Origin of the sequence: Agrobacterium tumefaciens (assembly GCF_005221385.1) — a bacterium.
Taxonomy (GTDB): domain Bacteria; phylum Pseudomonadota; class Alphaproteobacteria; order Rhizobiales; family Rhizobiaceae; genus Agrobacterium; species Agrobacterium tomkonis.
This window is the reverse complement of record NZ_CP039903.1, coordinates 1,065,181-1,091,003: the sequence shown is the minus strand read 5'-3', so window position 1 is coordinate 1,091,003 and position 25,823 is coordinate 1,065,181. Positions and strand designations below refer to the sequence as shown.

Genomic DNA, 25,823 nt, shown 5'->3' with positions numbered 1-25,823 from the left:
CAAAGTTGCAGTTCTGGACTGCCGATATCAGAAAGTGTTGGACATGCCAAACCGGAAACGCTGTTCCTCGTCGTAGTCTTCCTTGGCGATCGGTACAGCATAGTCAACACGGATCGGACCGAAGGGCGATGCCCACATCACACCGATACCAGCGGATGCGCGGATGGAGTTGTCATCCTTTACACCTGCACTGTTGGCGACCTTGTTGCCGTAAAGCGTACCGGCATCGACGAAACCAGCCAGACGCAGGCCGAAATCTTCCGGAACGCCAGGCATCGGGGCGGTAACTTCAGCAGAAGCTGCGAAGTAGGTCGTGCCGCCGATGGAGTCGTTACCGATGCGCGGGCCAATACCGTCGTTCTTGAAGCCGCGAACCTGACGACCGCCGAACTTGAACTGATCGAATACCAGCAGATTGTCGCCAGTCGGAACAACATGACCCGCCTGACCGGTGATCGAGCCGATGACATCGTACTCGTCCGACAGCGTGTAATAGAAGCGCGCCTTGGCGTAGATCTTGTAATATTCGGAATCGCCGCCGAGGCCCGCAAATTCGTTCGTCAGGGCAGCCTGCCAGCCTTCGCGCGGCATGTTGCGGTCGTCGAGCGTATTGTAGTTCAGCGTGTTGGAGATGATGGACTGAGTCCAGTCGCCACCACGGATCAGAGCCTTATAGGGTTCGGCAAGGTTGCTGCCGGTTTCCCAATCGCCCTCACCATCATAGTTGAGCTGCTTGTAGGTATATTTGAACGTCGTCGAGAGGTCTTCGGTGATCGGCGCGGTCACACGCAGCGCGAAGCCCTGTTCGTCGTAATCATAATAGTCTTCGCTGCGGCTCTGACTCTTGAACAGGTCGAAACCTGCGGCCAGACGGTAGCCGAGGAAATACGGCTCGGTGAAGGACAGCGTGTAGCTGCGCGCATCGTCTTCGCCCGCACCGGCGGCGAGACGGATGTACTGGCCGCGACCGAGGAAGTTCTTTTCTTCGATGGATGCCTCAAGCAGAACGCCGTCGTTCTGCGAATAACCTGCACCGATACCGAACGAACCCGTCGACTGATCCTCGACATCAACCACGATGACGACGCGGTCAGGCGCGCTGCCGCCAGCGGTCGAGATGTTGACCTTCGAGAAATAACCCAGCGCTTCGAGACGGCGCTTTGCCGCCGTGATGATCGTCTGGTTGAATGCATCGCCTTCGGAAATATCGAATTCGCGACGGATGACATAGTCACGCGTGCGGGTGTTGCCGCGGATTTCGATACGCTCGACATAGGCGCGCTCGCCCTGATCGACGATATAGGTCACACCGATGGTGTTGCCGGACATGTCGCGGTCACCGCGCGGCGTTACGCGAGCAAAGGGATAACCTTCACCGGCAACGCGCTTGGAAATCGCTTCCATGCTCTGCTGAACTTCCTTGGCGCTGTAGCTGGCGCCCTGGCGGGTTTCAACGAGACCCTGCAGTTCAGAACCATCAACACCCGGAACGGTCGATTCGACAGCGACGTTACCGAAGTCGTATTTCTTGCCTTCATCCACCGTGATGGAGATGGTGTATTCGTTCTTGGACTCGTCCAGCACAGCATCGGACGACACGACCCGGAAGTCGGCATAACCGCGGTTGTAATAGAACTGGCGCAGCGCCTCTTCGTCGGCGCGCAGCTTGTCCTCATTATAGACGTCCTTACGTGTCAGGAACGACAGCATGTTGGACTTCTTGGTATTGATGACGGCGGCCAGACGACCGTCGCTATAGGAATTGTTGCCGACGAAATCGATGCGGCCGATCTTGGTGCGCTCACCCTCATTGATGACGAAAGCGATGTTCACGCGGCCCTGACCGACGGAAACGGTCTGGGTGGTGATTTCGACGTCACTGCGACCGATCGCGCCATAAGCTTCCTTGATGCGGGCAATATCCGCAGTCACGATCGCCTGATTGAACGGGCCGAGCGACTGGGTCTGCACGATGCCGGCGAGCTTGTCGTCCTTGATCTTGCGGTTGCCGTTGAAGACCACCTGGTTGACCAGCTGGTTCTCATTGACGGTTACGACCAGCGTGCTGCCGGAAACGCGCATGGAGACATTCGAGAAGTAACCGGTGGCGTAAAGACGCTTCACCGATTCATCGATATCCGAATTGGAAAAGTTTTTACCCGGCGCAATGGTGATGTTGGAACGCACGGAGTCCGCACCGGACCTCTCGGCCCCGCGAACATCGATCTTGCTGATAACGGCTGCATGTGCAGCACCAGCAGAGGCAAGCACGCCAAGGCCCGCAACCGAAGAAACACCAGCACACAGCGCAACCGCCGACACCGCGTTCAAAAATCTTGAACCAGCCTTCATTTCAAATCTTACCTTTTTACGTTGTCCCTCAGCGGGCGGAACCCGACTCCGGCCATGTGCGTCGTTTTACCTGCTTTTCCCCTACAAGCAAGTCAGAACGTTAAATTCTGTTTACTTCGTGATCCAGAGTGGCTCATTCGCCACTTCGGCATAAAAACAAGGTAAACAAGCTCCTAACAAAACCGTTAAAACACAATCCTCAGCCGATCAAGCTGCTGATATCATTCCATGTTGCAAAAACCATAAGACCCAGAATCATCGCCATGCCGATACGGAACGCAACTTCCTGCGCGCCGGCGCCGAGCGGCCTGCCGCGGATGGCCTCGATGGCATAAAACACCAGGTGCCCACCGTCCAGAACCGGGACAGGCATCAGGTTCAGAAGTCCGATCGACACTGAAAGCACGGCAGCGAGCTGGATGACGGCGGCGATGCCGAGTGTTGCCATCTGGCCGGATGCCTGCGCAACGCGCACCGGACCACCGAGCTGATCGGCATTCATGCGGCCGGTCACAAGATTGCCGATATAATTGAAAGTGCCGGTGATGACATGGCCCGTCTCCCGCACGCCCTCAAGCAGGGCCTCAGACGGCGAATATTCAATATGGCGGAAATTGCCGCTGGTCTGATTGGTCACGATGCCGATGATGCCCATTTCCAGCTTGTTGCCGAACTGGTCCGTGGTCTCGGTGCGGGTCGGAACCATTGGCAGCTTCAGCTCCTCGCCTGCCCTCTCGACAGTCACGGTGATCGGCGTGCCCGGCCGGATGCCGACGTAACGGCGGACATCTTCGAAGGTCATGACTTTTTCGCTGTCGATCGCCACCAGACGGTCACCGGGGCGCACGCCTGCCGCTGCGGCGGCGCTGTTTTCACGCACCTCGGCGACGACAGGATCGGCGATCATCCGGCCATATACACCGAACAGAACCGCAAAGATGAGGATCGCAAGGATGAAGTTGGCGATAGGGCCCGCCGCAACCGTCGCCGCCCGTTTCCACAATTTTGCGCCGGCAAGTGTCTGCGCCCTCTCCTCCAGCGACATATGCGACATGCCGGAACTATCCGGCTTGCTCGCCGCATCTTCGTCGCCGAAGAACTTGACGTAGCCGCCGAGCGGGATCGCGGAAATCTTCCATCGCGTGCCATGCCGGTCGGTAAAGCCAATCAGTTCCGGGCCGAAACCGATGGAGAATGCGGTGGAGCGGATGCCGCTCCAGCGACCGACGAGATAGTGGCCCATTTCATGGACGAAAACGAGCAGTGAAAGCACCAGGATGAAGGGCACGATGTAGCCGGTCAGAAAACCGGTCGCCGCCATTACTGTGTTCATGACAATCTGCCCTTTATGTCGTGACCTTTCGCGCCGCTTAAAAGCCCGGCAGGAGACCGCCGCCCGATCCGGGCACGTCGCCGGTTGCCGCCGCATGCACGAAAGCAATGAGGAATACCGTAAAGCAGGCAAAAACAAGACCGTCAACACGGTCCATGAAGCCGCCGTGGCCCGGGATGAGATGGCTGGAATCCTTGACCTGGAAACGCCGTTTCACGAAAGATTCGAAAAGATCGCCTATCTGGCTGAAGACCGAGAGGATGAAGGCGAGCCCGAGTACCAGCAGACTGATCCTGCCGTGATAGGCGAGCGATACCGCGCCGCCGCCGATCAGCGCGGCCACGGCGCCGCCGATCGCTCCGGACCAGGTCTTGCCGGGAGAAATCGCCGGTGCGAGCTTTGGTCCGCCAATGGCGCGCCCGACGAAATAAGCAAGAATATCCGTCGACCAGACAACGGCAAAAATGAACAGGATGGAGACGAATCCGGTCAACTCGTCACCACGAATGGCAGCCAGCGAAATGCCGCTGAGACCGGCATAGATGATGCCGCCCACAAGCCACCAGTTCCTGCCGCGCAGAACGGGGAAAAGCGCTGCCGTCAGCGTAAAACCTGACAGCAGCGGCAGATCGAGTGACGGTTCGCCAAAAATCGTGTTGCCGGCGATGACGGCAACCGCGAACCAGCCCCAGGCATTGCCGGTGGAATTGGTTTCGGACAGCCGGGTAACCGTCGACCATTCATAATAGATGAGGATCGCCAGAAGACCGGCCACGATGCGGAACAGAATGCCGCCATACCAGGTGGCGGCCAGAATGACCGCCGCCATGACGATTGCGGAGACTATCCGCAGTCTGAGTTCACGGCTCATCAGGCGCCTGCCACGGCAACCTGCTCGGCGATGGCGCCGAAGCGGCGATTACGCGTTGCATATTGCTCGATTGCGGAAAAGAACAGCTGCCGGTCGAAATCGGGCCAATATTCGGGAACGAACAGGAACTCGGAATAGGCCGCCTGCCAGAGCAGGAAATTCGACAGGCGCTCTTCGCCGCTGGTGCGGATGATGAGATCCGGATCCGGCATTCCGCACGTATCAAGTCTCGCCGAAATCATCTCTGGCGTAATCGATGCGGCATCCAGCCGGCCTTCCGCGACATCGCGGGCAATCGCCATAGTGGCGCGGGTAATCTCGTCACGGCTGCCGTAATTGAAAGCGATCACCAGCGTCAGCTTGGTATTATCAGCCGTCATCTGCTCCGCCTCTTCGAGAAGGGAGCGGATGTCGTTTTTCAGGCCCTGCCGGTCGCCGATGATGCGCACACGAACGTTTTCACGATGCAGTTCCGCAAGGTCGCGCCGAATGAAGGCCTTCAGAAGCCCCATCAGATCGCTCACCTCGGACTCCGGCCTGCGCCAGTTTTCCGAGGAGAAAGCGAAAAGCGTGAGATAGCTGATGCCGCAGTCGCCGGCCGCACGCACGGTTTCGCGCACGGCCTCAACCCCGCGGCGATGCCCCATCACGCGCGGAAGACCGCGCTGTTTTGCCCAACGCCCATTTCCATCCATGATGATGGCGACGTGCTCGGGTATTGAGGAACGTGTCGTCGTCGGCATATCGATCCAGTAACAGGCAGTGCGGAATTAAAACGAATAAAATACAGGTCTATCGCAAGCGATATCAGACCTGCATGATTTCTCTTTCCTTCTCGCCAAGCAAGCGTTCAATCTCGGAAATCGTGTCGTCGGTCATTTTCTGGACCTTTTCGGACTGTCCACGGCTTTCGTCCTGACCGATGTCGCCATCTTTTTCGGCTTTTTTCAGGCCGTCCATGCCGTCGCGGCGCACATGGCGAATCGCCACCTTTGCTTTTTCGGCATAGTCGTGGGCCACCTTGACGAGCGACTTGCGGCGCTCTTCGTTGAGTTCAGGCAGCGGAATTCTGAGGTTCTGGCCGTCGACGATCGGGTTGAGACCGAGATTGGATTCGCGAATGGCGCGGTCGACGGCGTTGACCATCGACTTGTCCCAGATGTTGACGCCAAGCATGCGCGGCTCGGGAACGGTGATGTTTGCCACCTGGTTGAGCGGCACGCGCGAGCCATAGGCCTCAATGGTCACGGGGTCGAGAATGTTGGCCGAAGCACGACCGGTGCGCAGCGATGCTATATCGCTCTTGAACGCATTGATGGCGCCATCCATGCGGCGCTTGATATCGTTGAGGTCAATACCACTCATCTAGATACTCCATCTCTGTCGGCCATAGCGGCCGGAATTCGCCCCGGGGGCGGCATGTTTTTTTGATTACTTGTCGTGCACGATGGTCTTGCGGCCGCCGCCGGTCAATATCTGTGCGAAACCGCCCTTCTCATGGATCGAGAAGACAATGATCGGGATATGGTTTTCGCGGGCAAGCGCGACAGCCGCGATATCCATCACCGCCAGACCCTTGCCGAGCACTTCGCTATGAGTCAGCTCGTCGAAACGGGTGGCCGTCGGGTCCTTCTTCGGATCGGCGGAATAGATACCATCCACCTGGGTGCCCTTGAAGATGGCCTCCGCGCCCATTTCCGCAGCGCGCAGGGCTGCGGCGGAATCTGTGGTGAAGAACGGATTGCCGGTGCCGCCGGCAAAAATCACCACGCGACCCTGGGCAAGATGGTGAAGGGCCGCACGCTGCGAGAAGCTCTCACAGATTTCAGGCATGGCGATTGCGGAGAGAACAACGGTGTCGATGCTGAGCTTGCGGAGCGAGGTTGCGAGCGCCAGCGCGTTGATGACGGTTGCCAGCATGCCCATATGGTCGCCGGTGACACGGTCGCCACCCTTGGACGCCACGGCCACGCCGCGGAAAATATTGCCGCCGCCAACGACGACGCCGACTTCAACACCCATCGCCCTTGCTTCGGCAATATCAGAGGCGATCCGGTCGGCCACCGCCACATCGATACCGAAACCCTGATCACCCATAAGGGCTTCGCCGGAAGCCTTGAGAAGAACACGTTTGTAGATCGGCTTGGAAGACATCATGACTCCTCGGAAATGTAACCGAAACGCGGATACACGAAGGGCACCGCGTTGTCACGCGATGCCCTCCCGTTTTCCCAAGATTGGGTAAATATAATCAGCCCTTGGCGACTGCGGCGACTTCTGCTGCGAAATCGCTTTCTTCCTTCTCCACGCCTTCGCCGAGCAGCAGGCGAACCATGCCGGTCACTTCGATGGAAGCGCCAGCTTCCTTTTCAGCTTCCTTGACGGCAGCGCCGACGGTGATGTCCGGGTTGATGACGAAAGCCTGCGACAGAAGGGCGACTTCTTCGAAGAACTTGCGCATGCGGCCATCAACCATCTTTTCGATGATGGCTTCCGGCTTGCCGGATTCGCGGGCCTGCTCGATGAAGACGTTGCGTTCGCGCTCAGCAACGGCGGCGTCGACTTCTTCAGCGCGGATGGCGAGCGGGTTGGTTGCAGCGATGTGCATGGCAACCTGGCGGCCGATGGAGTTCAGGACAGCCTTGTCGCCTTCCGACTTCAGGGCAACGAGAACGCCGAGCTTGCCGATGCCGTCGCCGGCAGCGTTGTGGACGTAGGTCGCGACAACGCCGTGCGGAACTTCAAGCGCTGCAGAGCGGCGCAGCGTCATGTTTTCGCCGATGGTGGCAATCGCGTCCTTGATGCTGTCGGCAACGTTCTTGCCGGTTGCAGGGTAATTGGCGGCGGAAACAGCCTCAACGGTGCCGTCGGTGGAGAGGGCAACCTGGGCGATACCGCGGATGAGGTCCTGGAACGCGTCGTTACGGGCAACGAAGTCGGTCTCGGAGTTGAGTTCGACAACAACAGCCTTGTGACCCATGGTGGCGACGCCGATCAGACCTTCGGCAGCCGTACGGCCGGACTTCTTGTCGGCCTTTGCGATGCCCTTGGCGCGCAGCCAGTCGATCGCCGCTTCCATGTCGCCATTGGTTTCAGCAAGAGCCTTCTTGCAGTCCATCATGCCTGCGCCGGATTTCTCGCGCAGTTCCTTCACCATTGCGGCTGTGATTTCGGTCATTGTTTGCCTCTTATCGGTTCGATCGGTCAGCCGGCTGAATTTGCCGTGCCGAAGTTCTGGGTGATGAGTGTACCCGGCCGCACACCCTTTGAAACCGGAGAGGATTTCAGGAAAGGGGTATGCGTATTCCCAAGTGCTGCGGCGTCTCCATACATCGAAATGATGGGTGCCGCCGAAGTGTGACAGCGTTATGAAGACTGCCTTCCGTTTCAACCACATCGGACGCCAGCGGCTTCTTAAAAAAAAGCGGCGGAGCGCTTGAAACGAACAAGGCCGTCAACCCATTGAAGGTCTTTGACGGCCTTGTCATATCCTGGTCGAGGAGACGGCGATCAAGAAATCGCCGCCAGACAGGGCCTAAATCAGGCGCCAGCCTCGTCTTCGAGAGCGGGCTCGATCGGAGCTTCTTCGGCAGCGCCGATGTCGCGGCCGGAAGCGCCCTGCTGACGTGCGATACCGTCGATGGCAGCGCGGGCGATCAGGTCGCAATAAAGCGAGATGGCGCGCGATGCGTCGTCGTTACCCGGGATCGGGTAGTCGATATGGTCAGGGTCGCAGTTGCTGTCGATGATCGCAACGACCGGAATGCCAAGACGCTTGGCTTCTTCGATCGCGATCTTTTCCTTGTTGGTGTCGATGATGAACATCAGGTCCGGAACGCCACCCATATCCCGGATACCGCCGAGAGCCTTTTCAAGCTTTTCGCGCTCGCGCTCAAGGTTCAGGCGTTCCTTCTTGGAATAGCCGGAGCCTTCCGAGTTCAGGATTTCGTCAACCTTGCGCAGACGCTGGATCGAGTTCGAAATGGTCTTCCAGTTGGTCATCATGCCGCCGAGCCAGCGGGAGTTGACGTAGTACTGGGCCGAACGCTTCGCGCTGTCGGCGATGATTTCGGACGCCTGACGCTTGGTGCCGACGAACAGAACGCGGCCGCCACGGGCAACGGTGTCCGACACGACCTGCAGGGCGCGCGACAGCATCGGGACGGTCTGAGCCAGGTCGATGATGTGGATGTTGTTACGGTCGCCGAAGATGTACGGCTTCATCTTCGGGTTCCAGCGGTGCGTCTGGTGGCCGAAGTGAACACCAGCTTCCAGAAGCTGGCGCATAGAAAAATCGGGCAATGCCATGCCTTGTTACTCCTTTTCCGGTTTAACCCCCGCGAAGCGAACAGCACCGATTTTCATCGATACCACCGGGCGGAACGGACCGGATTTCTCCCGGAACATCCCAAGCTTCGCGTGTGGAATGGTGAGCCGCATACAGTCGCCCGCATGAAAATGCAAGCATTTATGCGAAAAAATCGCTCAAATAGCCGCGTTTCAGCGGACTGGCTTGTTTTCGCAGGTTTCGGGCTTGAGAATATCAAGCTTCGCAAGCTTTCCAGTCAGAACGAAATCGCCGTAATCCATCGTCAGATCGCGGGTGATTCCGTTTTCGTAGAGCTTGAACGACATGCGGTAGATCGGCAGGGCGTCGGTACCGGTCTTGTCGTTATAATAGGCGATCGTCACCGGCCAGAATGCCGCCTTGGCGAAATCGCCCGCCTTGCCGGCGTCCGCGTCGCCATCCTTCGGAGTTTGCGACTTGCCGACCAGCGTCGAAGTGATCAGGCTCTCATCACCATCATCGGAACCATCGAAGATCCGGGATTCGAAGATGCGCTTCCCCTGTTTCGCATGTTCGATGACCTGAAACATATGCTGCGTCGGGAATTCGCTGGCGACGAGACTGACCTGGCGGGCATCCGGACGGGTCAGATCGACCTTCATGCCGTCGGTGCCGTCAATTGCCGCGCCCTGCACTTCCTTGTCCAGCTTGTCGTCAGTGTAGGACTTGGTCTCGAAGGTGAATTTCTTGGCCGTCAGATCCTCGAAGGTCGTGGTCTGCTGGTCGGTCATACGAACCGCGTCGCCGGTGTTGATCTGCGTCACGAAGCGGAAATCCGTCTTGTAACCCTGACAGGCCGAGCCGGTGAATTCATAGACCATGCGGCCCGTCATGCCCTCGATGCCGGAGCGGTCGGACGCATCCTTGAGTTCGAGATCATAGACTGCGCGATGGGCGACGAGGTCCGGAACCGCCACCGGCAAGGCATTGGCGGCGTTTGACAGGCCGGTCATAAGCCCTGTTGCGGCAACGAAACCAAGCGTCCTGACAAACATGCAATATCTCCTGTTGGAAGAGCCGCTCATATTGTACAAGCAACCGCCCGGCTTTTGGATCAACATCTTCTGAATGCCGGATTCTTGAAGGATTTACAACAAAACCGGAGACGAAAATGTCGGATGTCATCGAAGGCCGCCTCAAGGAACTTGGCTTTACGCTTCCCGTAGCCGCAGCACCAGCCGCAAACTACGTTCCCTTCACCATCAGCGGCAATCTGCTTTATGTATCGGGTCAACTGCCGATGGAATCTGGCAAGATTGCGGTGACCGGCCTTGTTGGCCGCGATGTCGACGTGGCCGGCGCCCAGCGCGCTGCCGAATTATGCGCCGTCAACATTCTCGCACAGGTCAAGGCCGCATTGAATGGCGATCTCTCGAAAATCCGCCGCGTCATCAAGCTGAACGGCTTTGTTGCCTCTGTCCCCGAATTCGTGGAACAGCACCTCGTTATCAATGGCGCCTCCAACCTTCTCGCCAATGTTCTCGGTGATGCCGGCAAACATGCCCGCGCCGCCGTTGGCATGGCCTGCCTGCCTTTCAATGCCGCCGTCGAGATCGACGCCATCGTGGAAATCGACGCATGACACTGAAACTTTCCTGGCTGACGGCGCAGCCCGTCTCCCATCGCGGTTATCATGATCTCAACAAGGCGGTTTGGGAGAACACGCTTTCCGCTTTTTCCCGCGCCATCGAGGCCGGGTTCGCCATCGAATGCGACGTGCAGCTGGCGGCCGACAGCGTGCCGGTGGTTTTCCACGACCATGACATGGCCCGGCTGACAGGCATCAATGGCGACGTGCGCGAGCGCACGTCAGGTGAACTGGCCATGCTTGCCGTTGGCCAAACCAAGGACCGCGTCCCTACCCTCAGGCAGCTTCTGGCGCTTACTGCCGGCAAAGTGCCGCTGGTGATCGAGCTGAAGGGCCGTGAGGGTGAAGGTGTCGATGACGGTTTCGCCGAGGCGGTTCTGGAAGACCTGGAGGGCTACAAGGGCCATGTGGCGCTGATGAGCTTCGACCACCACCTGCTGAAGGACCTGAAGGCTGCGGGCTCGCCCTGGCCACTGGGTCTCACCGCCGAAGGCGACAAGCCGGAAGACTTCTTCAAACACGACGAAGCGATGCAGTTGGGTCTTGATTTCATCTCCTATCATTGGGGGCATCTGCCCAACAGCTTTATCGAAGCGCAAAGAAAACTTGGCCTTCCGGTGATTACATGGACGGTCAGGGATGAAAATGCGCGCGAGACTACCTATAAATATGCGGACCAGATGACATTCGAGGGTTTCGACCCGAGAGAGAACCCATCCGCCACGGCATGACAGAAGATTATTCCATTCGCGTTGCGCAATCCCTCGGGGATATTGACCCGGAAAGCTGGAAACAGCTTTCCGGAACATCGCGCAATACATTAGGAAAACCGTACAATCCTTTTATTTCCCATGCTTTTCTATCATCGATGGAAAATTCCGGATCGGCGACAGCCAAGACCGGCTGGCTTGGAAATCATCTGCTACTCGAAAACTCGTCCGGTGATCTGGTCGGGGCAATACCGGCCTATCTGAAGAACCACAGCAAGGGCGAATATGTGTTCGACCATGGCTGGGCGGATGCTTTCGAGCGGGCCGGCGGTCATTATTATCCAAAACTGCAATGTTCGGTTCCCTTCACTCCGGCGACAGGGCCGAGGCTGCTCACTTCCGAAACGGTGGACGAAACGCGCTTCAAGCCGCTCCTTGCCTCCGGCCTCGCCCAAGTGACGGAAAAGATCGGCGTTTCTTCCGCACATGTCACTTTTCTGCCCGAGGACGATCTTGCCGCACTTCTGCCGCGCGATTTCCTGCACAGGACCGACCAGCAATTCCACTTCCTCAATGACGGTTACCGCGATCACGATGATTTTCTCGACGCCCTTTCTTCGCGCAAGCGCAAAGGGCTGAAAAAGGAGCGCCGCGCAGCGCTGGAAAACGGCATCGAGATCGACTGGCTTACCGGAAGCGATCTGACTGAGGATATCTGGGATCAGTTCTTCGCCTTCTATATGGATACCGGTGGCCGCAAGTGGGGCCGGCCCTATCTGACGCGGGAGTTTTATTCGCTGATCGGCGAACGCATGGCCGATGACGTATTGCTGGTGATGGCGAAACGCGATGGGCGTTACATTGCTGGTGCGATCAATTTCATCGGTTCGGATGCACTTTATGGCCGTCATTGGGGCTGCATCGAGGACCATCCCTTTCTGCATTTCGAGGTCTGTTACCATCAGGCAATCGATTTCGCGCTGGCTAAGGGATTAAAACGAGTGGAAGCCGGTGCCCAGGGCGAGCACAAGTTGGCGCGTGGTTACGTGCCGGTCACCACCCATTCGGCGCATTTCATCGTCCATCCGGGCCTGCGCCGCGCCATTGCCGATTATCTTCAGCGCGAGCGCGAGGAAGTCGAGCATATCGGCGATTATCTTGATGAACACACGCCCTTCCGCAAGGGCGAGAGACAGGAACCGGACGTTTAGTCCGCCATGAGGAGAGATCACGATGACGGCCAGCGCCTATGACGACAACAATATCTTCGCAAAAATCCTGCGTGGCGAAATTCCAAGCCACAAGCTTTACGAAGACGAGCATACGCTTGCTTTCATGGATGTGATGCCGCAGGCCCCCGGCCATCTGCTGGTCGTTCCCAAGACCGGTTCCCGCAATCTGCTCGATGCCGACCCGGAAGTGCTGGCAAAAACCATCCCCGTGGTGCAGAAACTCGCCGTGGCTGCCAAGGAGGCCTTCGATGCGGATGGCGTGTTCATCGCCCAGTTCAACGAACCGGCGGCTGGCCAGACCGTGTTCCACCTGCATTTCCACGTCATTCCACGCAAGGAAGGCGAGCCGCTGAAGCCGCATTCCGGCGTAATGGCCGATGGCGAAGTGCTGAAGGCGCATGCAGAGAAGATAAAGGCGGCGCTTGCTTCGTGATAGCTGCCTAGCATGTGACGTCATCCTCGGCCTTGTGCCGAGGATCCAACCACGTATCTGAAATCAATCGGTTGCAGATGCTCGGGACAGGCCCGAGCATGACGGAGGAGAGGTTTTCGGACTGATCATTCCGGAGAACGGTAAGCATTCCGTTCCGGCCATGGCCAGCCTTCAAGCACCGCCGTATCCGGCCGGAAAATCTCCACTTTCAGCGGATAACAGGCTGCCGTATCGCTCGAATGGGTGGCGCTGCAATCGCCGCCCGGGCAGGCGGAAAGCCCGCCGATGAGGTCGATCTCCGCGAAGAGTTCCAGATAATCACCCGGCCGCACCGGGCTCGCCTTCATGAAATATTGATGCGTGTCGCGGGTAAAACCCGTACACATGAAGACATTCAGCACATCGTGCACATGCGGTTCCGCCTCGCCGAATGACAGGTTTTTGGCCGAGGCAAGCGCATTGGTCAGGTTCGAATGGCAGCAATGGTGGTAATCGCCGCCGCTGAGCAGCTTGTTGGTATAGGGATCGCAGCGAGTGCCGATCACGTCATGCACGCCGCCGCCATCCTCGTCAAAGCCATACCATGAAAGCGTATCATGGGTGATGGTCGCCATCGGCCGCAGGGACGGCAGGTTGCTCCACATCCGGTTGCCGACGGAAACATGGGTGGCATGCAAAGCACGGGTCTTGCCGCTGAAAAAACGCTCGGTCAGATCATGGGCGTTCCAGAGGTTCAAATCCCCTACTTGCGGACCTTCGATGCTGACGATGCGGAAAAAATGCCCCTTCGGCACATTGAAAGTCCGACCATCACGCGGCGGCACGATGACCTCGTCGATCTTCTCCATGCTCTCCCTTGCCCTTTCCAGACGCGCGAGGTCCGGTGTCTCAAGAGTACCGTTCGGATAAACGACGACAGGGCGGATAGCGCGGCGCATGGCGGCATCAACGGGTTCGGCAGCAGGCACAGGGGTCATGAAATCCTCGAAGCGATGAAATGTCGATGTGAAATTGCGGCATGGACGACCGGCTGACAAGACGGGTTTTTCTTGCGCTCAGGGCAAGTCTTACTTACCCTTGCGGACCATGAAACTGCCGCCACTCGCCACACTCCGCGCTTTTGAAGCCGCCGCCAGAAAACAGAGCTTTTCTCTCGCCGCACAGGAACTCGGCATGACGGCGACTGCCGTTAGCCAGCATGTGCGCAATCTGGAGGCTTGGCTCGGTGTGCCTCTGTTCGATCGGCATGCGAGAGGCGTGAGGCTGAGCCCGGCGGGAAAGGAATTCGGCATTACGGTTTCGGCCAGCTTGCGGCAGATCGCTTCCGGCGCGGAACGGATCAGGCGAGGCAGCGGCGACCGCATGACTGTCCGCCTTGCCAGCCTGCCTTCGGTGGTGGCGCATTTTCTGACGCCCCGACTTCCCCGCTTCCGGGCGCTCCATCCCGACATCCAGGTATCGATCAGCTATTCCGGGCGAGATGATGCCACGCTACCCGATCTCAGCATCATCCACGGCCCGACACCTGCGCAGAGCGCCATGGCGCTTTTCAGCGCCGAGACGCGACCGACATGCGCACCGGCCTATGTCGCGAAATACGGTCCCTTCGATGAGGTATCGAGCCTGCTACAGGCGGAATTGCTGCATGACGACAGCGAGATCGCATGGCGGGGCTGGCTCGCGACGGCTGGCCTCTCCCTGCCAAAAACCGCCGGCCCGATCTTTGCGGATTTCAATCTGCTCGTAACCGCCCTCAAGGCCGGGCAAGGCATCGGCCTTTGCCCGACAGCACTTCTTGGCGATGAGATCGCCGAGGGTCAATTGACCGTACTTTCCAATCGGGCGGCCGATAGGGACAAATATTACTGGCTGATCGAATCGGGGGAGATGACCGGACCGGCCCGCATCCTGTCGGACTGGCTGGTTGCGGAAGCCCGCGGGCGCAAAACTCTTGGCGACTATTCCGCCGCGACGATCTGAGCAGGAGAGGTTGTCGCCTCCCCGGCCCGTTCCCTTGCCGAAAGCCAGTTGAGCAGTCGGGCCGAAGCGGCGCAGACGATGACAAAAGCGACGAGGCCGCCGAAGACATCGGAAAGATGGTGTCCGCCCTGCACGAGAACGGCCAGCGGCATCAGGAGGTTCACCGGCAGGATAACCGCCATCACCGCCCAGTGACGCGGCACAAACCAGACGGACATTGCCGCCATGACGATGTGAAACGACGGAAAGCCGATCAGCCCCAAAGCGTTTTTGGGCGAAAGATAGACAACGCCCTGCGTTGTAAGACGGCTCAACTCCTGCCCATAGGTATTATCGACAGCCATCGGAATGACCTGAGAAATCCATTGCGGCAGTTGCACATAGGCCGAAGGTCCGAATGTGGGGAAGAATATCCAGAAGGCGATGCTCGCAAAGGCGCCAAGCACTCCGGTCACCAGGAAGTGGTGCAATCTCCGCTCCTTGCCCGTAAAGCCGAGCGCGATCACGATCACCAGAAGCTGCGGCAGCGACGTCGCATAAACGAAGAACAGGATCGTTCCGATCCAGGGGTGTGCCGCCGCCCACAGGACGATGCCCGTCCAGCTATAACCGAAAACCGCATCGACACGGAAAAGCACGTGATCGATCGTCGGGAAAGCGACGGGCAGGAACATGTAGTTGAAAACAGAGGCGACGAGCGTGAAAAGGATGAACAACCCGCTCGAAATCAGAGCGGTGGCGATGCGAAGATCACGTCCGCTTTTGCGATAGAACTGACCGAGGACGAAAACGCCCGCACCCGCCAGCGCGCATAGGAAATATCCGACGTAATCGACACCGATGCCTTTGATAGCGATCAATGCCGCATCGATGATGAATAATATGGCGATAAAGCCAAGTACAAAGCGTTCTGCCGCAAATAGCCGCATGGAAAAAAGCCCCTGTCTAGTCAGTGGCAAACTAGGGCATCGCACTTAATATTCGGATAAGGAGAGTATTAAAAACCGAGCACAAACAACCCGCCGGCCAGAAGCACGATCGGAACCGCCACGCCGACGATGACACGCTGGCCGGCCAGCAGAAATGCGATGAAACCGAGGGCCGCCGCGCCGATGCGCAGCCAAAGGGGTGTGGCTTCCAGCGTTCCGGTTGGAAAGACGATCAGCTTGGCGGTAACGGCCATGACCAGTGAGGTGGCGACCGCTCTCACCCAATAAAGCGCCTCGGAATCTTCTTTCAGGCGGTTGCCGGCGAGGACGCCGAGCCAACGCCAGAGATCTGTCGCCAGCCAGCCGGCGATGGCGATGAACAGATAGGGCGCCCACCAGTTTTCGGTCATCATGGCTCACTCTCCGGCGACACGGGTTTGATCTTGCAGCGGAAAACGAAGCGGTCAATCACATAGGCAAGCGTTCCGCCACCGATGCCGGCATAGAGAATATCGAATTCGGGAGCGATAACCGCAAAGGCCGGCCCGGCGATCACGCCGATGACAAAAGCGACCTTGACGACGGAGTGGCGGGCCGACGCCCATATCGACGCCACGAAATAGACGGGTGTGAGGAAAAACAGCACACCGGCAACGAGCGGCGGAAAGGCGGCGACGACGCCATAACATAGGCCGACGATGATGGCGTTGATGACGGTAAGCGTGATGCCGAAACCGGCGAACCAGGCGGCACGCGCCTCGCGCGGTACTTTCGACAGGTTCTGCGTGGCGAAGACCCAGGCCGTAATCGCGACGAAATGCGAGAGAAACAGCAATATCCATGTCGGCGTCTTCGCACCGCGCATCTCCGGAACTATGGAGGCGACCATGGGCATCATCCGGACCGACGACAGCGTGACCGCCAGAAAACAGGCGGCAAGATTGGCGCCGCCAACCATGGAGCCGATCAGGATCATCTTGGCAGGCAGAGCCCAGATCATCAGCGTCATGAACACCGCTTCGCCGCGCGGCACCCCGGATTCCAGCGCAAAGGCGCTGAAACCGACAAAGGATGTCATGAGAATGAGCGAGGGCAGCGAGAAAATGCCCCGCATTCCCCTGAAGAACCAGCCACTGAGGGGGATGGCATCGCTATCGGCAGTTTGCATTCAAGATCCACTACACATGAAAATGCCGGGCTTTCGCCCGGCATCGATTTATCGGTCGCTTAACCGCATCACTTCTTCTTCGGCACCTTTGGCACCGTATTGGCCTTGCGGCGTGGCTTGTTCTCCTCGTCGGGCTTATCCGCCTCGGCGACCAGAACATCCGCTTCCTCATTGGCCGTTGCCGCCTTCGAAGCGGGTTTCGCCTTGGCCTTCGAGGCCTTGCCCGGCGACTTGGCGGCCTTCAGTTCCGCTTCCGGCTTCGGCTTCACGGGTGCGGTTTCCGGCAGAACCTCAAGCATGAGGCCGTCGGAACCGTCGTCCTTCTTGCCGACGGTGACGCTGACGACACCGCCCTTCTTGAGCTTGCCGAAGAGGATTTCGTTGGCAAGCGGCTTCTTGATGTGTTCCTGGATCACGCGCGACAGCGGGCGAGCACCCATCTTTTCGTCGTAACCCTTTTCCGCCAACCAGGAGATCGCATCCTCATGCAGATCGAAGGTGACGTTACGTTCGGAGAGCTGGGTTTCCAGCTGCATGACGAACTTCTGCACGACCTTGTGGATAACGGCGGTCGGCAGCGGCGAGAACGGAATAATCGCATCCAGACGGTTGCGGAATTCCGGCGTGAACAGGCGATTGATCGCCTCTTCATCCTCACCGGTGCGGCGTGAAGAACCAAAACCGATGGCCGATTTGGCCATTTCGGACGCGCCCGCATTGGTCGTCATGATGAGAATGACGTTGCGGAAGTCGATCTTCTTGCCGTTATGGTCGGTCAGCGAGCCATGGTCCATTACCTGCAACAGAATGTTGTAGATATCCGGATGCGCCTTTTCGATTTCGTCCAGCAGCACCACGGAATGCGGATGCTGGTCGACGCCATCGGTCAGGAGACCGCCCTGATCGAAGCCGACATAACCGGGAGGTGCGCCGAGCAGACGCGACACGGTATGGCGCTCCATATATTCCGACATGTCGAAGCGCAGCATCTCGACACCGAGCGAGGCAGCGAGTTGCTTGGCCACTTCCGTCTTGCCGACACCGGTCGGGCCGGAGAAGACATAGGAACCGATCGGCTTGTTCGGTTCGCGCAGGCCGGCGCGGGCCAGCTTGATGGCCGTTGCCAGCGCCTCGATGGCGATGTCCTGACCATAAACGACCGAGCGCAGTTCCTTTTCGAGATTGGCGAGAACCATCTCGTCGTCCTTGGACACCGTCTTGGGGGGAATGCGGGCCATCGTTGCGATGGTGGCCTCGATCTCCTTTTCGGTGATCAGCTTGCGGCGCTTGGAAGCGGGCAGCAGCATCTGCGCGGCACCGGTTTCGTCGATCACATCGATCGCCTTGTCCGGCAGCTTGCGGTCGGAAATGTAGCGGGCCGACAATTCAACGGCAGCCTTGATCGCCTCATTCGAATATCTGAGGTGATGATAATCTTCGAAATAGGGCTTCAGGCCCTTCATGATTGCGATGGTGTCATCGATCGACGGCTCGTTGACGTCGATCTTCTGGAAACGACGCACCAGTGCGCGGTCCTTTTCGAAGAACTGGCGATATTCCTTGTAGGTGGTCGAACCGATGCAGCGGATCGCTCCCGAAGACAGAGCCGGCTTCAACAGGTTCGATGCATCCATCGCGCCGCCGGACGTGGCGCCAGCACCGATGACAGTGTGGATTTCGTCGATGAACAGCACCGCGCCCGGAAACTCTTCGAGTTCCTTGACGACCTGCTTCAGCCGCTCTTCGAAATCACCGCGATAACGGGTTCCGGCAAGCAGCGTGCCCATGTCGAGCGAGAAGATCGTGTCGTTGGCCAGAGCTTCCGGCACCTTGCCTTCGACGATGCGCTTAGCGAGGCCTTCGGCGATCGCCGTCTTGCCCACGCCGGGATCCCCCACATAAAGCGGGTTGTTCTTGGAACGGCGGCAGAGGATCTGGATGGTGCGGTTGACCTCTTCGTGGCGGCCGATCAGCGGGTCGATCTTGCCGTTGCGCGCCTTGTCGTTGAGGTTGACGCAATAGGCCTTCAGCGCGTCCTGCTGCTTTTTGGCGGACGGTCCTTCTTCCTCGGGATTGCTGCGGCTTGCCTTGTTTTCGCTTTCGGGCTCATCAGCCCCGCGCGGCGCACGCGTCTGCGACGTGCCCGGACGCTTGCCGATGCCGTGGGAGATATAATTGACCGCGTCGTAACGGGTCATTTCCTGCTCCTGCAGGAAATAGGCGGCATGGCTTTCGCGCTCGGCGAAAATGGCCACGAGCACGTTGGCGCCGGTCACTTCCTCGCGGCCGGACGATTGTACATGAATAACGGCCCGCTGGATGACCCGCTGGAAGCCGGATGTGGGTTTGGAATCCTCGTCGTAACCGGTCACGAGGTTCGTCAGTTCATTGTCGACGTAATCACTGACGGTCTTGCGCAGCGCATCGAGATCGACATTACAGGCACCCATCACGGCGGCGGCATCCGCGTCGTCGATCAGCGCCAGAAGGAGATGTTCAAGCGTCGCATATTCGTGGTGACGCTCATTTGCAAAGGTCAGTGCCTGGTGCAGCGCCTTCTCGAGACTTGGGGAAAAAGTTGGCACGTTGCGATCCTCATTTCTTTTCCATGACGCACTGCAGCGGATGCTGGTGCTGTCGGGCGAAATCCATGACCTGGCTTACTTTCGTCTCTGCGACCTCATATGTAAACACCCCGCATTCTCCCACGCCGTGCTGGTGCACGTGCAGCATGATACGGGTTGCCGCTTCGCGATCCTTCTGGAAAAAACGCTCCAGAATATGGATGACAAACTCCATGGGAGTGTAGTCGTCATTCAGTAAAAGAACACGGTACAAATTCGGTCTTTTTGTCTTTGGCTTGACGCGGGTGATAACAGAGGTTCCGCGGTTGGTGCCGCCGTCTTCCCCGTCGCCCTCGCCCTGCATGTAGATCGGCCTAGCGATCATCTTTCATCATTCTCCACACTATTCTCGAACCGACAGCTCATCGCCAGCAGGGAGAACTTCGCCTCTTCATATCTAGGTCGTCGTGACGCGATTTTAAGCCCCTTACGCAACGGCGCAATCACTATTGCGTTTGCAAAGAGGCAAACCTCGGGAAAAGTGGGGATGCGGAGGCTTCCTGAGGGCGGGCGCAGGCAAACCGCTGATGGCGGCGGGTTTTCAGCCTGACGGAAAGGGTTACAGTGACCAACAGTGGGAGCGAATCTCTGTTGCACCGCCCTGCCGTTGCTCCTTGTCATCCAGCATTGTCATCCAGCATTTCGCGCACGGCAATCGCCAGCTGTTTCAGGGAGAAGGGCTTCGGCAGGAATCCGAATTTGGCATCTGCCGGCAAGTTTTTCGCAAAGGCGTCTTCTGCGTAACCGGACACGAAGATGAACTTCAGGTCGGGATAGGACTTGCGCAGTTCGCGAAGCAGCGAGGGGCCGTCCATTTCAGGCATCACCACATCGGAAACGACGATATCGACCTTGCCCTCCAGCTCCTCCATAACCTCCAGCGCCTCGGTGCCGGAGCCGGCCTCGTGCACGGTGTACCCACGGGTTTCCAGCATGCGCTTGCCGCCGCGCCGCACCGCCTCCTCGTCCTCTACCAGAAGTACGACAGCGGAGTTGCCGGTGAGGTCAAGCGGTTCTTCCTTTACCGGCTCAGGTGCCGCCATCGGGGTGAGAGCCGTTTCACCGGGCTGCTGGCCCGCAACGACTTCCACCACATGGCGCGGCAGGTAAATACGGAACGCGGTGCCCTTGCCCACTTCCGATTCGGGATAGATATAACCGCCGGACTGCTTGACGATACCATAGACCATCGACAGGCCGAGACCGGTGCCCTTGCCGACTTCCTTGGTCGTGAAGAAGGGTTCGAAAATCTTGTCCATGATTTCAGGCGGAATGCCGGTGCCGTTGTCGCCAACCTCGACCATGACCATGTCTTCCGCCGGGACTTCCGGACGGCCGAGAGCAGCCGCCTCCTTCGCATCCACATTGCGGGTGCGGATGGTGATCTTGCCACCATCAGGCATGGCGTCACGCGCATTGACGCAGAGATTGATCAGCACCTGCTCGAATTGCGACAGGTCGGTCTTTACCGGCCAGAGATCGCGGCCATAATCCACCTCGAGCTTGACATTGGTGCCGGAAATCAGCCGGTCGACCAGCATGCGCAGGTCACCGATCACATCGGTCAGATTGAGGATCGCCGGGCGCATGGTCTGCTTGCGCGAGAAGGCCAGCAGCTGGCGCACCAGAACCGCGGCGCGGTTGGCGTTGCGCTTGATCTCCATGAGGTCGGCAAAGCTCGGGTCGGCGGGCCGCGCCTGCAACAGCAGATGGTCGGACGACAGCAGGATGGCGGTCAGCACATTGTTGAAATCGTGGGCGATGCCGCCCGCCAGCGTGCCGACGGCGTTCATCTTCTGCGTCTGCGCCATCTGGGTTTCGAGCGCCTTCTGCTCCGTCACCTCTATGGCATAAACGATCGCCACTTCTTCCGGCGCCTCGTCGTCCTGATCGATGACGGCGTTGACGTAGAAACGGAAATGCCTGGTCTCGTCGCTCGGGTGGCGCGAATCGAACGGCGCGATATCGCCCTGACGGTCCTTCGCCTCGGCCAGCGCCTGTTCCAGTCGCGGCTTCTCATTGTCGTGCAAGACGGTTTCAAGCGCCACGCCCCGGTCGATATCGTCGCGTCCGACGACGCCGGAAAACAGCTTGAGGAAGGGTGCGTTGATGCGCAGAATGCGTCCTTCGCCATCCAGCGAAGCGATCGCCATCGGCGTATTGTTGAAAAAGCGGGTAAAACGCATGGCGGAGGAAGATTCCGTATCCTCCTGCCCCTTGGGGCGCATCAGAACGATCGTCCGGCTCTCGCCCGGCGCACCGTCCTTGGAACTGACCTGATGCACGAGGCGGGCCGGCATGCTCTGGCCGTTCACCCGGCGCATGTCGAGATCGAGGATTTCGGTGCGCTTGGCGCTGCCCTGCGGATGCACGGATTCGATCAGAGCCATGCCTTCGCCGGCAACGATGTCGGACACGGTCATCGAACCGGGTGAAAATTGCGCGAGATCGATGCCCAGCCATTCTGACAGGGTGGCGTTCAGATAAACGATCTCGCCCTTGCGTCCGGCGGAAAAGAAACCGGCCGGCGCGTGGTCCAGATAGTCGATGGCATTCTGCAATTCGCGGAAAAAACGTTCCTGATCTTCGCGCTCCGGCGTGATGTCGGCAATCTGGAAAACGTGCAGCCCCTCGCCGCCCGCATCCTTCAGCACCCGACCTTTAAGCCTGTACCAGTGCGGCCCGGCGCCCGCGTCATCGCCCAGCGGTTTCTGCAGCCGGAACTCCTCGTAACCGTCGCGGCCCTCCCGCAGCACGTTGATGAGCCGGTAAAGGGCTTCGGTGGATTCCCGGCTACGCGACAGCAGCGTCTCAAGGCTCTGTATATCGCTCGCCCTGGTGGTGCCGCTCATGCGGCAATAGGTGGCGTTGGCATAGACCATATGCCCCTTTGCATCGGTGATCAGCGTGCCTTCGGGATGGGCCGACAGGAAACGGCGGGCAAGCCCGTCCGATTGCGACTGGGGCATGACCTCGATGAAACCGATGATCGACGAAACCAGAAAAAAGATACCCATCATCGCCAGCACGCCGAGAATGCCGAGCACGATTTCGTTTTCCAAAGAGTTCTTGAAATAAACGAAGGCGGCGGCGGCGGCGATCAGCACCAGCGCCAGAAGCAGGATGCGCAAAACCGTGCCGGAACGGGCACGCCTGTCCACCAGCGGAAGGTCGTTGTCGCTTGTCTCGCGCACCCGTGTCATCTTGGCCTCGCAGTCGTGCAGGTCGTCATTCGGTCAGCCACGGTCCTCGACGGAATCGGGCGTTAAAATTTCTTGTAGCAACTCGCTTGAGCATCAAAAAGCTCCGCCGGGCCACAAAGGCTTAAAAACGCACAGGGAAAACGGCCTGAGAGGCGCAATACACCGGCCTTTCAGTCGATGAGGGAACTCAAAGCCACACCAACCGGTTTGTATTACAGGGGGACGGTGGCGGATAAACCTTGTATCGCGCCCAAAAAAATCGTCTTTTCCTGTTTGACGTTCACACTATAAGAACCACGGCAATATTAATTGCTCGAAAAAATCTGAAGGGATGATCTCCATGATGGAAGATTTTATCGGCACCTATGGAAACAATCTCATCGTCGCCGTCGTCGGTGTGGGTGTGGCGCTTCTCGTTCTGGCGATCGCTTTATGGCTTCTGCGCAGGCGCAGCGGTTCGGCTCCGTTTATCCGAGGCGGACGCAACCGGCAGCCGCGCCTGCAGGTTCTCGACGCGACGGCCGTTGATGCGCGCCGTCGCCTGGTGCTGGTTCGCCGCGACAATGTCGAGCATCTGGTGATGATCGGCGGGCCGACCGATATCGTCATCGAAAGCGGTATTGGCGCAATCCCGATCGTCAGGGACGTGCAGGAGCCGGAGTTGAAGGCGCTGCCGCGTCAGGAGAGCGAACCGAAGAGAGCCGAGCCGTCGTCCATCCCCCAGGAACGCCGTGCCGCCCTGCCGCAACAGCAGCCCGTCGCAGCGCCAGCCCCGGCTCCCGTGTCACAGGAACCCGTGAGAGCGCCGCAGCAGCGGCCGGAACCCATCGCACCCGCCCCTCGCCCGCAACAACCGGCCGCAGCAACTGCGCCACTGCCGTCGCGTCCACCGACACCATCGCAATCCGTATCGCCCCAACCCGTATCACCGCCGCCCGTCGCAATCCGTGAGCCCGCTCCACCGGCAAGGCAAGCCGCACCTGAGAGAGAGACCACTCGTCCCGCACTGCCGCCCTCAGCAGTGGTTGCCCCAGCTACGGCAGCTGCCATTTTGCCGGCCGCCGCAGCATCGCTCGACATGGCCGGCGAACGCAGCGAACCGCGTCGCGCAGAGCCTTTCGTGCCCGCTCCAGTACAGACATCCATACCGGTCGCACCGCCAGTGCCTGCACAGACGAGTCAGGCAAAGGTGGAAGAAGAACGGCCCACGGTTATCGCTCCGCCGGTTTTTGCCGCGCGCGAGCCGGTGCTCGACCAATCCAGCGCCGCTGATTTTCTCGATGCGGCGCGCGAGCGGGTTCTTCCCGGCCTCAAGTCCGAGCAGAATGCACCGCCGGCCCCGTTTCCGCCGAAACCGGAAAGTCCAGCTTTTGCGTCCAACGACGCTGAGCCGAAATTTTCCGATGAGCTGGCCAGCGATTTCGAGAGTTTTCTCGAAGCGGAGATAGCCAAGAGCCGGGATGCGGATCATGAACCGGCAATTGCCGCCGCAGAAAAGCAGCAGAAAAACGAACCCGTTTCACCACCAGTCACCGGAGCGTCGCCAGATGGTGACGTGCAGAAAGAAATGGCGCGTATTTTCGGCGAGCTTTCCGTTACCCGCGACCGCTGAGGCGGCGCGCATGAAGCTTCAACGCAAAAGGGCACGGAATAATTCCGTGCCCTTTTGCATGTGCTGATGCTTAAGATGGCCGGTTCGCCGCGGCGTCCGGCACAGCAGCCTTGTTATTCGTCGCGATAAACTTTTTCGCGACGCTCATGACGTTCCTGCGCCTCGATGGAAAGTGTCGCTATCGGGCGGGCGTCAAGACGCTTGAGGCCGATAGGTTCACCCGTTTCCTCGCAGAAACCGTAGGTGCCGTCTTCGATCCGCTGAAGAGCCGCATCGATTTTAGAAATCAGCTTGCGCTGACGGTCGCGGGCGCGAAGTTCGATCGCCCGGTCTGTTTCGGATGAAGCCCGGTCAGCGAGATCGGGATGATTGGCGCTTTCTTCGGCGAGATGTCCGAGGGTCTCGCGCGCTTCTCTCAGGATGTCATTTTTCCAGGCGACCAGCTTCGCGCGGAAGTAGGCCCGCTGGCTGGCATTCATGAACTCGTCGTCTTCCGAGAGTACATATTTGCTAAGATCGATCTTCTCACTCAACGCGATTCTCCTCGAAGAACATCTCAATGCGGCGGTGTATACTCCAATGATATAGGCCGGTTCAAGTCTACAGATCAGTTTTCAGGCATTTTTAAAACTGACACAAAAATCATCTAAATGACTAATTTTTATCCTTTATTGGCGTCGAGACGATCTGTTCTTCGATCACTTCAATGCGACTTGCCAACAGGAAAGAGGACTTGCGGTCCCGCGATCCTATCCTGTAGCATCCGGCTGTACCCCAGAGTTTCGAACGCCGGTCCCCGCCCTTGACAGATTCTCATCCGAAGCGAGTTTATCTTTTGCGCCACGCCAAAGCCGCCTGGGCGGCGCCTGGGGAACGCGATTTCGACCGGGGATTGAACGAGGCAGGTTTTGCCGAGGCGGAGATCATTGCCGATCTTGCCGCCGACCGGCGCTACCGCCCCGACGTGCTCTTGTCTTCCACCGCCGCACGCTGCCGGCAGACCACACAGGCCTGGCAGCGCGCCTTCAACGAAAGCATCGAAATCGCCTATGTCGATGAGATGTATAATGCGCGCAGCGAAACCTATCTCTCCCTCATCGCAGCGCAGACGGATGCTGGTTCGGTGATGCTGGTGGGCCATAACCCCACCATGGAGGCGACACTGGAAGCGATGATCGGCGAGGATCTTTTGCATGCCGCCCTGCCCTCCGGTTTCCCGACCGCAGGGCTTGCCGTGCTCGATCACGACGGCAGTGCCGCAAATGGCGAGGATCGCTGGCGGCTGGTCGATTTTCTCTCACCGGGCAAGTAACCGCCACAACGCGTGACGGAGCCACTGCCGATGGCGGCTCTCGTGAAAATCCATCGGGGCGCTTCTTTTTTGGGCAGCCGCGACTTCCTATATTGCAGCCGTGATCATGAACCGCAGCCAGGAAACTA

At 58.8% G+C, this 25,823-nt stretch carries 24 protein-coding genes; 7 read left to right on the top strand and 17 right to left on the bottom strand.

Annotated elements, in window-relative coordinates:
* Nucleotides 1-27 precede the first annotated feature (27 nt).
* The 9 genes from bamA to CFBP6623_RS05410 form a co-directional block, all read right to left on the bottom strand.
* Nucleotides 28-2,352 carry an outer membrane protein assembly factor BamA gene (gene bamA / locus CFBP6623_RS05450; RefSeq protein WP_046800230.1) on the bottom strand — a complete coding sequence of 775 codons (2,325 nt, stop codon included), beginning with the start codon at nucleotides 2,350-2,352 and terminating at the stop codon, nucleotides 28-30.
* A 199-nt stretch (nucleotides 2,353-2,551) separates the two neighbouring features.
* Nucleotides 2,552-3,673: an RIP metalloprotease RseP gene (rseP, locus tag CFBP6623_RS05445; RefSeq protein WP_162249011.1), complete on the bottom strand. Its 1,122-nt coding sequence runs from the start codon at nucleotides 3,671-3,673 to the stop codon at nucleotides 2,552-2,554.
* Between the two features lie 49 nt (nucleotides 3,674-3,722).
* Entirely contained in the window at nucleotides 3,723-4,556 is an 834-nt protein-coding gene (locus CFBP6623_RS05440) for a phosphatidate cytidylyltransferase (protein WP_046800232.1), read from the bottom strand.
* Nucleotides 4,556-5,299 carry an isoprenyl transferase gene (locus tag CFBP6623_RS05435; RefSeq protein WP_046800233.1) on the bottom strand — a complete coding sequence of 248 codons (744 nt, stop codon included), beginning with the start codon at nucleotides 5,297-5,299 and terminating at the stop codon, nucleotides 4,556-4,558. The genes CFBP6623_RS05440 and CFBP6623_RS05435 overlap by 1 nt, the downstream gene beginning before the upstream one ends.
* A 64-nt stretch (nucleotides 5,300-5,363) precedes the next feature.
* Nucleotides 5,364-5,921 carry a ribosome recycling factor gene (gene frr / locus CFBP6623_RS05430; RefSeq protein ID WP_046800234.1) on the bottom strand — a complete coding sequence of 186 codons (558 nt, stop codon included), beginning with the start codon at nucleotides 5,919-5,921 and terminating at the stop codon, nucleotides 5,364-5,366.
* Nucleotides 5,922-5,987: 66 nt separating this feature from the next.
* Nucleotides 5,988-6,710 (bottom strand): UMP kinase, encoded by a 723-nt coding sequence (gene pyrH / locus CFBP6623_RS05425; protein WP_003502561.1) that lies wholly within the window; start codon nucleotides 6,708-6,710, stop codon nucleotides 5,988-5,990.
* Between the two features lie 97 nt (nucleotides 6,711-6,807).
* A complete protein-coding gene (tsf, locus tag CFBP6623_RS05420; protein WP_046800235.1) occupies nucleotides 6,808-7,734 on the bottom strand; it encodes a translation elongation factor Ts in 927 nt (308 codons plus the stop codon).
* A gap of 362 nt (nucleotides 7,735-8,096) precedes the next feature.
* Nucleotides 8,097-8,864, bottom strand: a complete 768-nt coding sequence (gene rpsB / locus CFBP6623_RS05415; protein ID WP_046800236.1) for a 30S ribosomal protein S2 — start codon at nucleotides 8,862-8,864, stop codon at nucleotides 8,097-8,099.
* A gap of 192 nt (nucleotides 8,865-9,056) precedes the next feature.
* Nucleotides 9,057-9,899: a cell envelope integrity EipB family protein gene (locus CFBP6623_RS05410; RefSeq protein WP_046800237.1), complete on the bottom strand. Its 843-nt coding sequence runs from the start codon at nucleotides 9,897-9,899 to the stop codon at nucleotides 9,057-9,059.
* A 116-nt stretch (nucleotides 9,900-10,015) separates the two neighbouring features.
* Between CFBP6623_RS05410 and CFBP6623_RS05405 the strand changes: the two genes are divergently transcribed.
* The 4 genes from CFBP6623_RS05405 to CFBP6623_RS05390 are packed head-to-tail and all read left to right on the top strand — an operon-like array spanning nucleotide 10,016 to nucleotide 12,867.
* Complete coding sequence (locus CFBP6623_RS05405; RefSeq protein WP_046800238.1) at nucleotides 10,016-10,486, top strand: RidA family protein; 471 nt, start codon at nucleotides 10,016-10,018, stop codon at nucleotides 10,484-10,486.
* A complete protein-coding gene (locus CFBP6623_RS05400; RefSeq protein WP_046800239.1) occupies nucleotides 10,483-11,223 on the top strand; it encodes a glycerophosphodiester phosphodiesterase in 741 nt (246 codons plus the stop codon). The genes CFBP6623_RS05405 and CFBP6623_RS05400 overlap by 4 nt, the downstream gene beginning before the upstream one ends.
* On the top strand, nucleotides 11,220-12,413 hold the full coding sequence (locus CFBP6623_RS05395; protein ID WP_046800240.1) for a GNAT family N-acetyltransferase: 1,194 nt from the start codon (nucleotides 11,220-11,222) through the stop codon (nucleotides 12,411-12,413). The genes CFBP6623_RS05400 and CFBP6623_RS05395 overlap by 4 nt, the downstream gene beginning before the upstream one ends.
* Before the next feature lie 22 nt (nucleotides 12,414-12,435).
* Complete coding sequence (locus CFBP6623_RS05390) at nucleotides 12,436-12,867, top strand: HIT family protein (protein WP_006697570.1); 432 nt, start codon at nucleotides 12,436-12,438, stop codon at nucleotides 12,865-12,867.
* Nucleotides 12,868-12,992: 125 nt separating this feature from the next.
* Here the strand turns inward: CFBP6623_RS05390 and CFBP6623_RS05385 are convergent, their stop codons facing one another.
* Complete coding sequence (locus tag CFBP6623_RS05385) at nucleotides 12,993-13,844, bottom strand: urea carboxylase-associated family protein (RefSeq protein WP_046800241.1); 852 nt, start codon at nucleotides 13,842-13,844, stop codon at nucleotides 12,993-12,995.
* A 109-nt stretch (nucleotides 13,845-13,953) separates the two neighbouring features.
* Here CFBP6623_RS05385 and CFBP6623_RS05380 point away from each other — a divergent pair, with 109 nt between their 5' ends.
* Complete coding sequence (locus CFBP6623_RS05380) at nucleotides 13,954-14,847, top strand: LysR family transcriptional regulator (protein ID WP_046800242.1); 894 nt, start codon at nucleotides 13,954-13,956, stop codon at nucleotides 14,845-14,847.
* Here the strand turns inward: CFBP6623_RS05380 and CFBP6623_RS05375 are convergent.
* From CFBP6623_RS05375 to cckA, 6 genes are all read right to left on the bottom strand, one after another.
* Nucleotides 14,826-15,776 carry a phosphatase PAP2 family protein gene (locus tag CFBP6623_RS05375; RefSeq protein ID WP_046800243.1) on the bottom strand — a complete coding sequence of 317 codons (951 nt, stop codon included), beginning with the start codon at nucleotides 15,774-15,776 and terminating at the stop codon, nucleotides 14,826-14,828. The genes CFBP6623_RS05380 and CFBP6623_RS05375 overlap by 22 nt on opposite strands.
* Nucleotides 15,777-15,844: 68 nt before the next feature.
* Nucleotides 15,845-16,189 (bottom strand): AzlD domain-containing protein, encoded by a 345-nt coding sequence (locus CFBP6623_RS05370; RefSeq protein WP_046800244.1) that lies wholly within the window; start codon nucleotides 16,187-16,189, stop codon nucleotides 15,845-15,847.
* On the bottom strand, nucleotides 16,186-16,944 hold the full coding sequence (locus tag CFBP6623_RS05365) for an AzlC family ABC transporter permease (protein WP_046800245.1): 759 nt from the start codon (nucleotides 16,942-16,944) through the stop codon (nucleotides 16,186-16,188). The genes CFBP6623_RS05370 and CFBP6623_RS05365 overlap by 4 nt, the downstream gene beginning before the upstream one ends.
* A gap of 68 nt (nucleotides 16,945-17,012) precedes the next feature.
* A complete protein-coding gene (clpA, locus tag CFBP6623_RS05360) occupies nucleotides 17,013-19,529 on the bottom strand; it encodes an ATP-dependent Clp protease ATP-binding subunit ClpA (RefSeq protein WP_046800246.1) in 2,517 nt (838 codons plus the stop codon).
* Nucleotides 19,530-19,539: 10 nt separating this feature from the next.
* On the bottom strand, nucleotides 19,540-19,893 hold the full coding sequence (gene clpS, locus CFBP6623_RS05355) for an ATP-dependent Clp protease adapter ClpS (protein ID WP_046800247.1): 354 nt from the start codon (nucleotides 19,891-19,893) through the stop codon (nucleotides 19,540-19,542).
* A gap of 292 nt (nucleotides 19,894-20,185) precedes the next feature.
* Nucleotides 20,186-22,771, bottom strand: a complete 2,586-nt coding sequence (gene cckA, locus CFBP6623_RS05350) for a cell cycle histidine kinase CckA (protein WP_046800248.1) — start codon at nucleotides 22,769-22,771, stop codon at nucleotides 20,186-20,188.
* A 331-nt stretch (nucleotides 22,772-23,102) separates the two neighbouring features.
* On the opposite strand from cckA, the gene CFBP6623_RS05345 reads away from it, so the two are divergent.
* Entirely contained in the window at nucleotides 23,103-24,383 is a 1,281-nt protein-coding gene (locus CFBP6623_RS05345; protein ID WP_167379152.1) for a flagellar biosynthetic protein FliO, read from the top strand.
* Nucleotides 24,384-24,496: 113 nt separating this feature from the next.
* Here the strand turns inward: CFBP6623_RS05345 and dksA are convergent, their stop codons facing one another.
* Entirely contained in the window at nucleotides 24,497-24,916 is a 420-nt protein-coding gene (dksA, locus tag CFBP6623_RS05340; protein ID WP_046800250.1) for an RNA polymerase-binding protein DksA, read from the bottom strand.
* A 302-nt stretch (nucleotides 24,917-25,218) separates the two neighbouring features.
* Here dksA and CFBP6623_RS05335 point away from each other — a divergent pair, with 302 nt between their 5' ends.
* Nucleotides 25,219-25,695, top strand: coding sequence for a SixA phosphatase family protein (locus CFBP6623_RS05335; protein WP_046800251.1), 477 nt, complete (start codon nucleotides 25,219-25,221; stop codon nucleotides 25,693-25,695).
* Nucleotides 25,696-25,823: the final 128 nt, after the last annotated feature.

What these genes read in the sequence shown, in the direction of transcription:
- CFBP6623_RS05375 (WP_046800243.1), bottom strand. Translation starts at nt 15,776, where the DNA reads ATGCGGCTATTTGCGGCAGAACGCTTTGTACTTGGCTTTATCGCCATA.
- CFBP6623_RS05385 (WP_046800241.1), bottom strand. Translation starts at nt 13,844, where the DNA reads ATGACCCCTGTGCCTGCTGCCGAACCCGTTGATGCCGCCATGCGCCGC.
- CFBP6623_RS05380 (WP_046800242.1), top strand. Translation starts at nt 13,954, where the DNA reads ATGAAACTGCCGCCACTCGCCACACTCCGCGCTTTTGAAGCCGCCGCC.
- bamA (WP_046800230.1), bottom strand. Translation starts at nt 2,352, where the DNA reads ATGAAGGCTGGTTCAAGATTTTTGAACGCGGTGTCGGCGGTTGCGCTG.
- rseP (WP_162249011.1), bottom strand. Translation starts at nt 3,673, where the DNA reads ATGGCGGCGACCGGTTTTCTGACCGGCTACATCGTGCCCTTCATCCTG.
- pyrH (WP_003502561.1), bottom strand. Translation starts at nt 6,710, where the DNA reads ATGTCTTCCAAGCCGATCTACAAACGTGTTCTTCTCAAGGCTTCCGGC.
- CFBP6623_RS05365 (WP_046800245.1), bottom strand. Translation starts at nt 16,944, where the DNA reads ATGCAAACTGCCGATAGCGATGCCATCCCCCTCAGTGGCTGGTTCTTC.
- CFBP6623_RS05410 (WP_046800237.1), bottom strand. Translation starts at nt 9,899, where the DNA reads ATGTTTGTCAGGACGCTTGGTTTCGTTGCCGCAACAGGGCTTATGACC.
- tsf (WP_046800235.1), bottom strand. Translation starts at nt 7,734, where the DNA reads ATGACCGAAATCACAGCCGCAATGGTGAAGGAACTGCGCGAGAAATCC.
- cckA (WP_046800248.1), bottom strand. Translation starts at nt 22,771, where the DNA reads ATGACACGGGTGCGCGAGACAAGCGACAACGACCTTCCGCTGGTGGAC.
- CFBP6623_RS05390 (WP_006697570.1), top strand. Translation starts at nt 12,436, where the DNA reads ATGACGGCCAGCGCCTATGACGACAACAATATCTTCGCAAAAATCCTG.
- rpsB (WP_046800236.1), bottom strand. Translation starts at nt 8,864, where the DNA reads ATGGCATTGCCCGATTTTTCTATGCGCCAGCTTCTGGAAGCTGGTGTT.
- clpS (WP_046800247.1), bottom strand. Translation starts at nt 19,893, where the DNA reads ATGATCGCTAGGCCGATCTACATGCAGGGCGAGGGCGACGGGGAAGAC.
- CFBP6623_RS05395 (WP_046800240.1), top strand. Translation starts at nt 11,220, where the DNA reads ATGACAGAAGATTATTCCATTCGCGTTGCGCAATCCCTCGGGGATATT.
- CFBP6623_RS05405 (WP_046800238.1), top strand. Translation starts at nt 10,016, where the DNA reads ATGTCGGATGTCATCGAAGGCCGCCTCAAGGAACTTGGCTTTACGCTT.
- CFBP6623_RS05345 (WP_167379152.1), top strand. Translation starts at nt 23,103, where the DNA reads ATGATCTCCATGATGGAAGATTTTATCGGCACCTATGGAAACAATCTC.
- frr (WP_046800234.1), bottom strand. Translation starts at nt 5,921, where the DNA reads ATGAGTGGTATTGACCTCAACGATATCAAGCGCCGCATGGATGGCGCC.
- CFBP6623_RS05370 (WP_046800244.1), bottom strand. Translation starts at nt 16,189, where the DNA reads ATGATGACCGAAAACTGGTGGGCGCCCTATCTGTTCATCGCCATCGCC.
- CFBP6623_RS05440 (WP_046800232.1), bottom strand. Translation starts at nt 4,556, where the DNA reads ATGAGCCGTGAACTCAGACTGCGGATAGTCTCCGCAATCGTCATGGCG.
- CFBP6623_RS05435 (WP_046800233.1), bottom strand. Translation starts at nt 5,299, where the DNA reads ATGCCGACGACGACACGTTCCTCAATACCCGAGCACGTCGCCATCATC.
- CFBP6623_RS05400 (WP_046800239.1), top strand. Translation starts at nt 10,483, where the DNA reads ATGACACTGAAACTTTCCTGGCTGACGGCGCAGCCCGTCTCCCATCGC.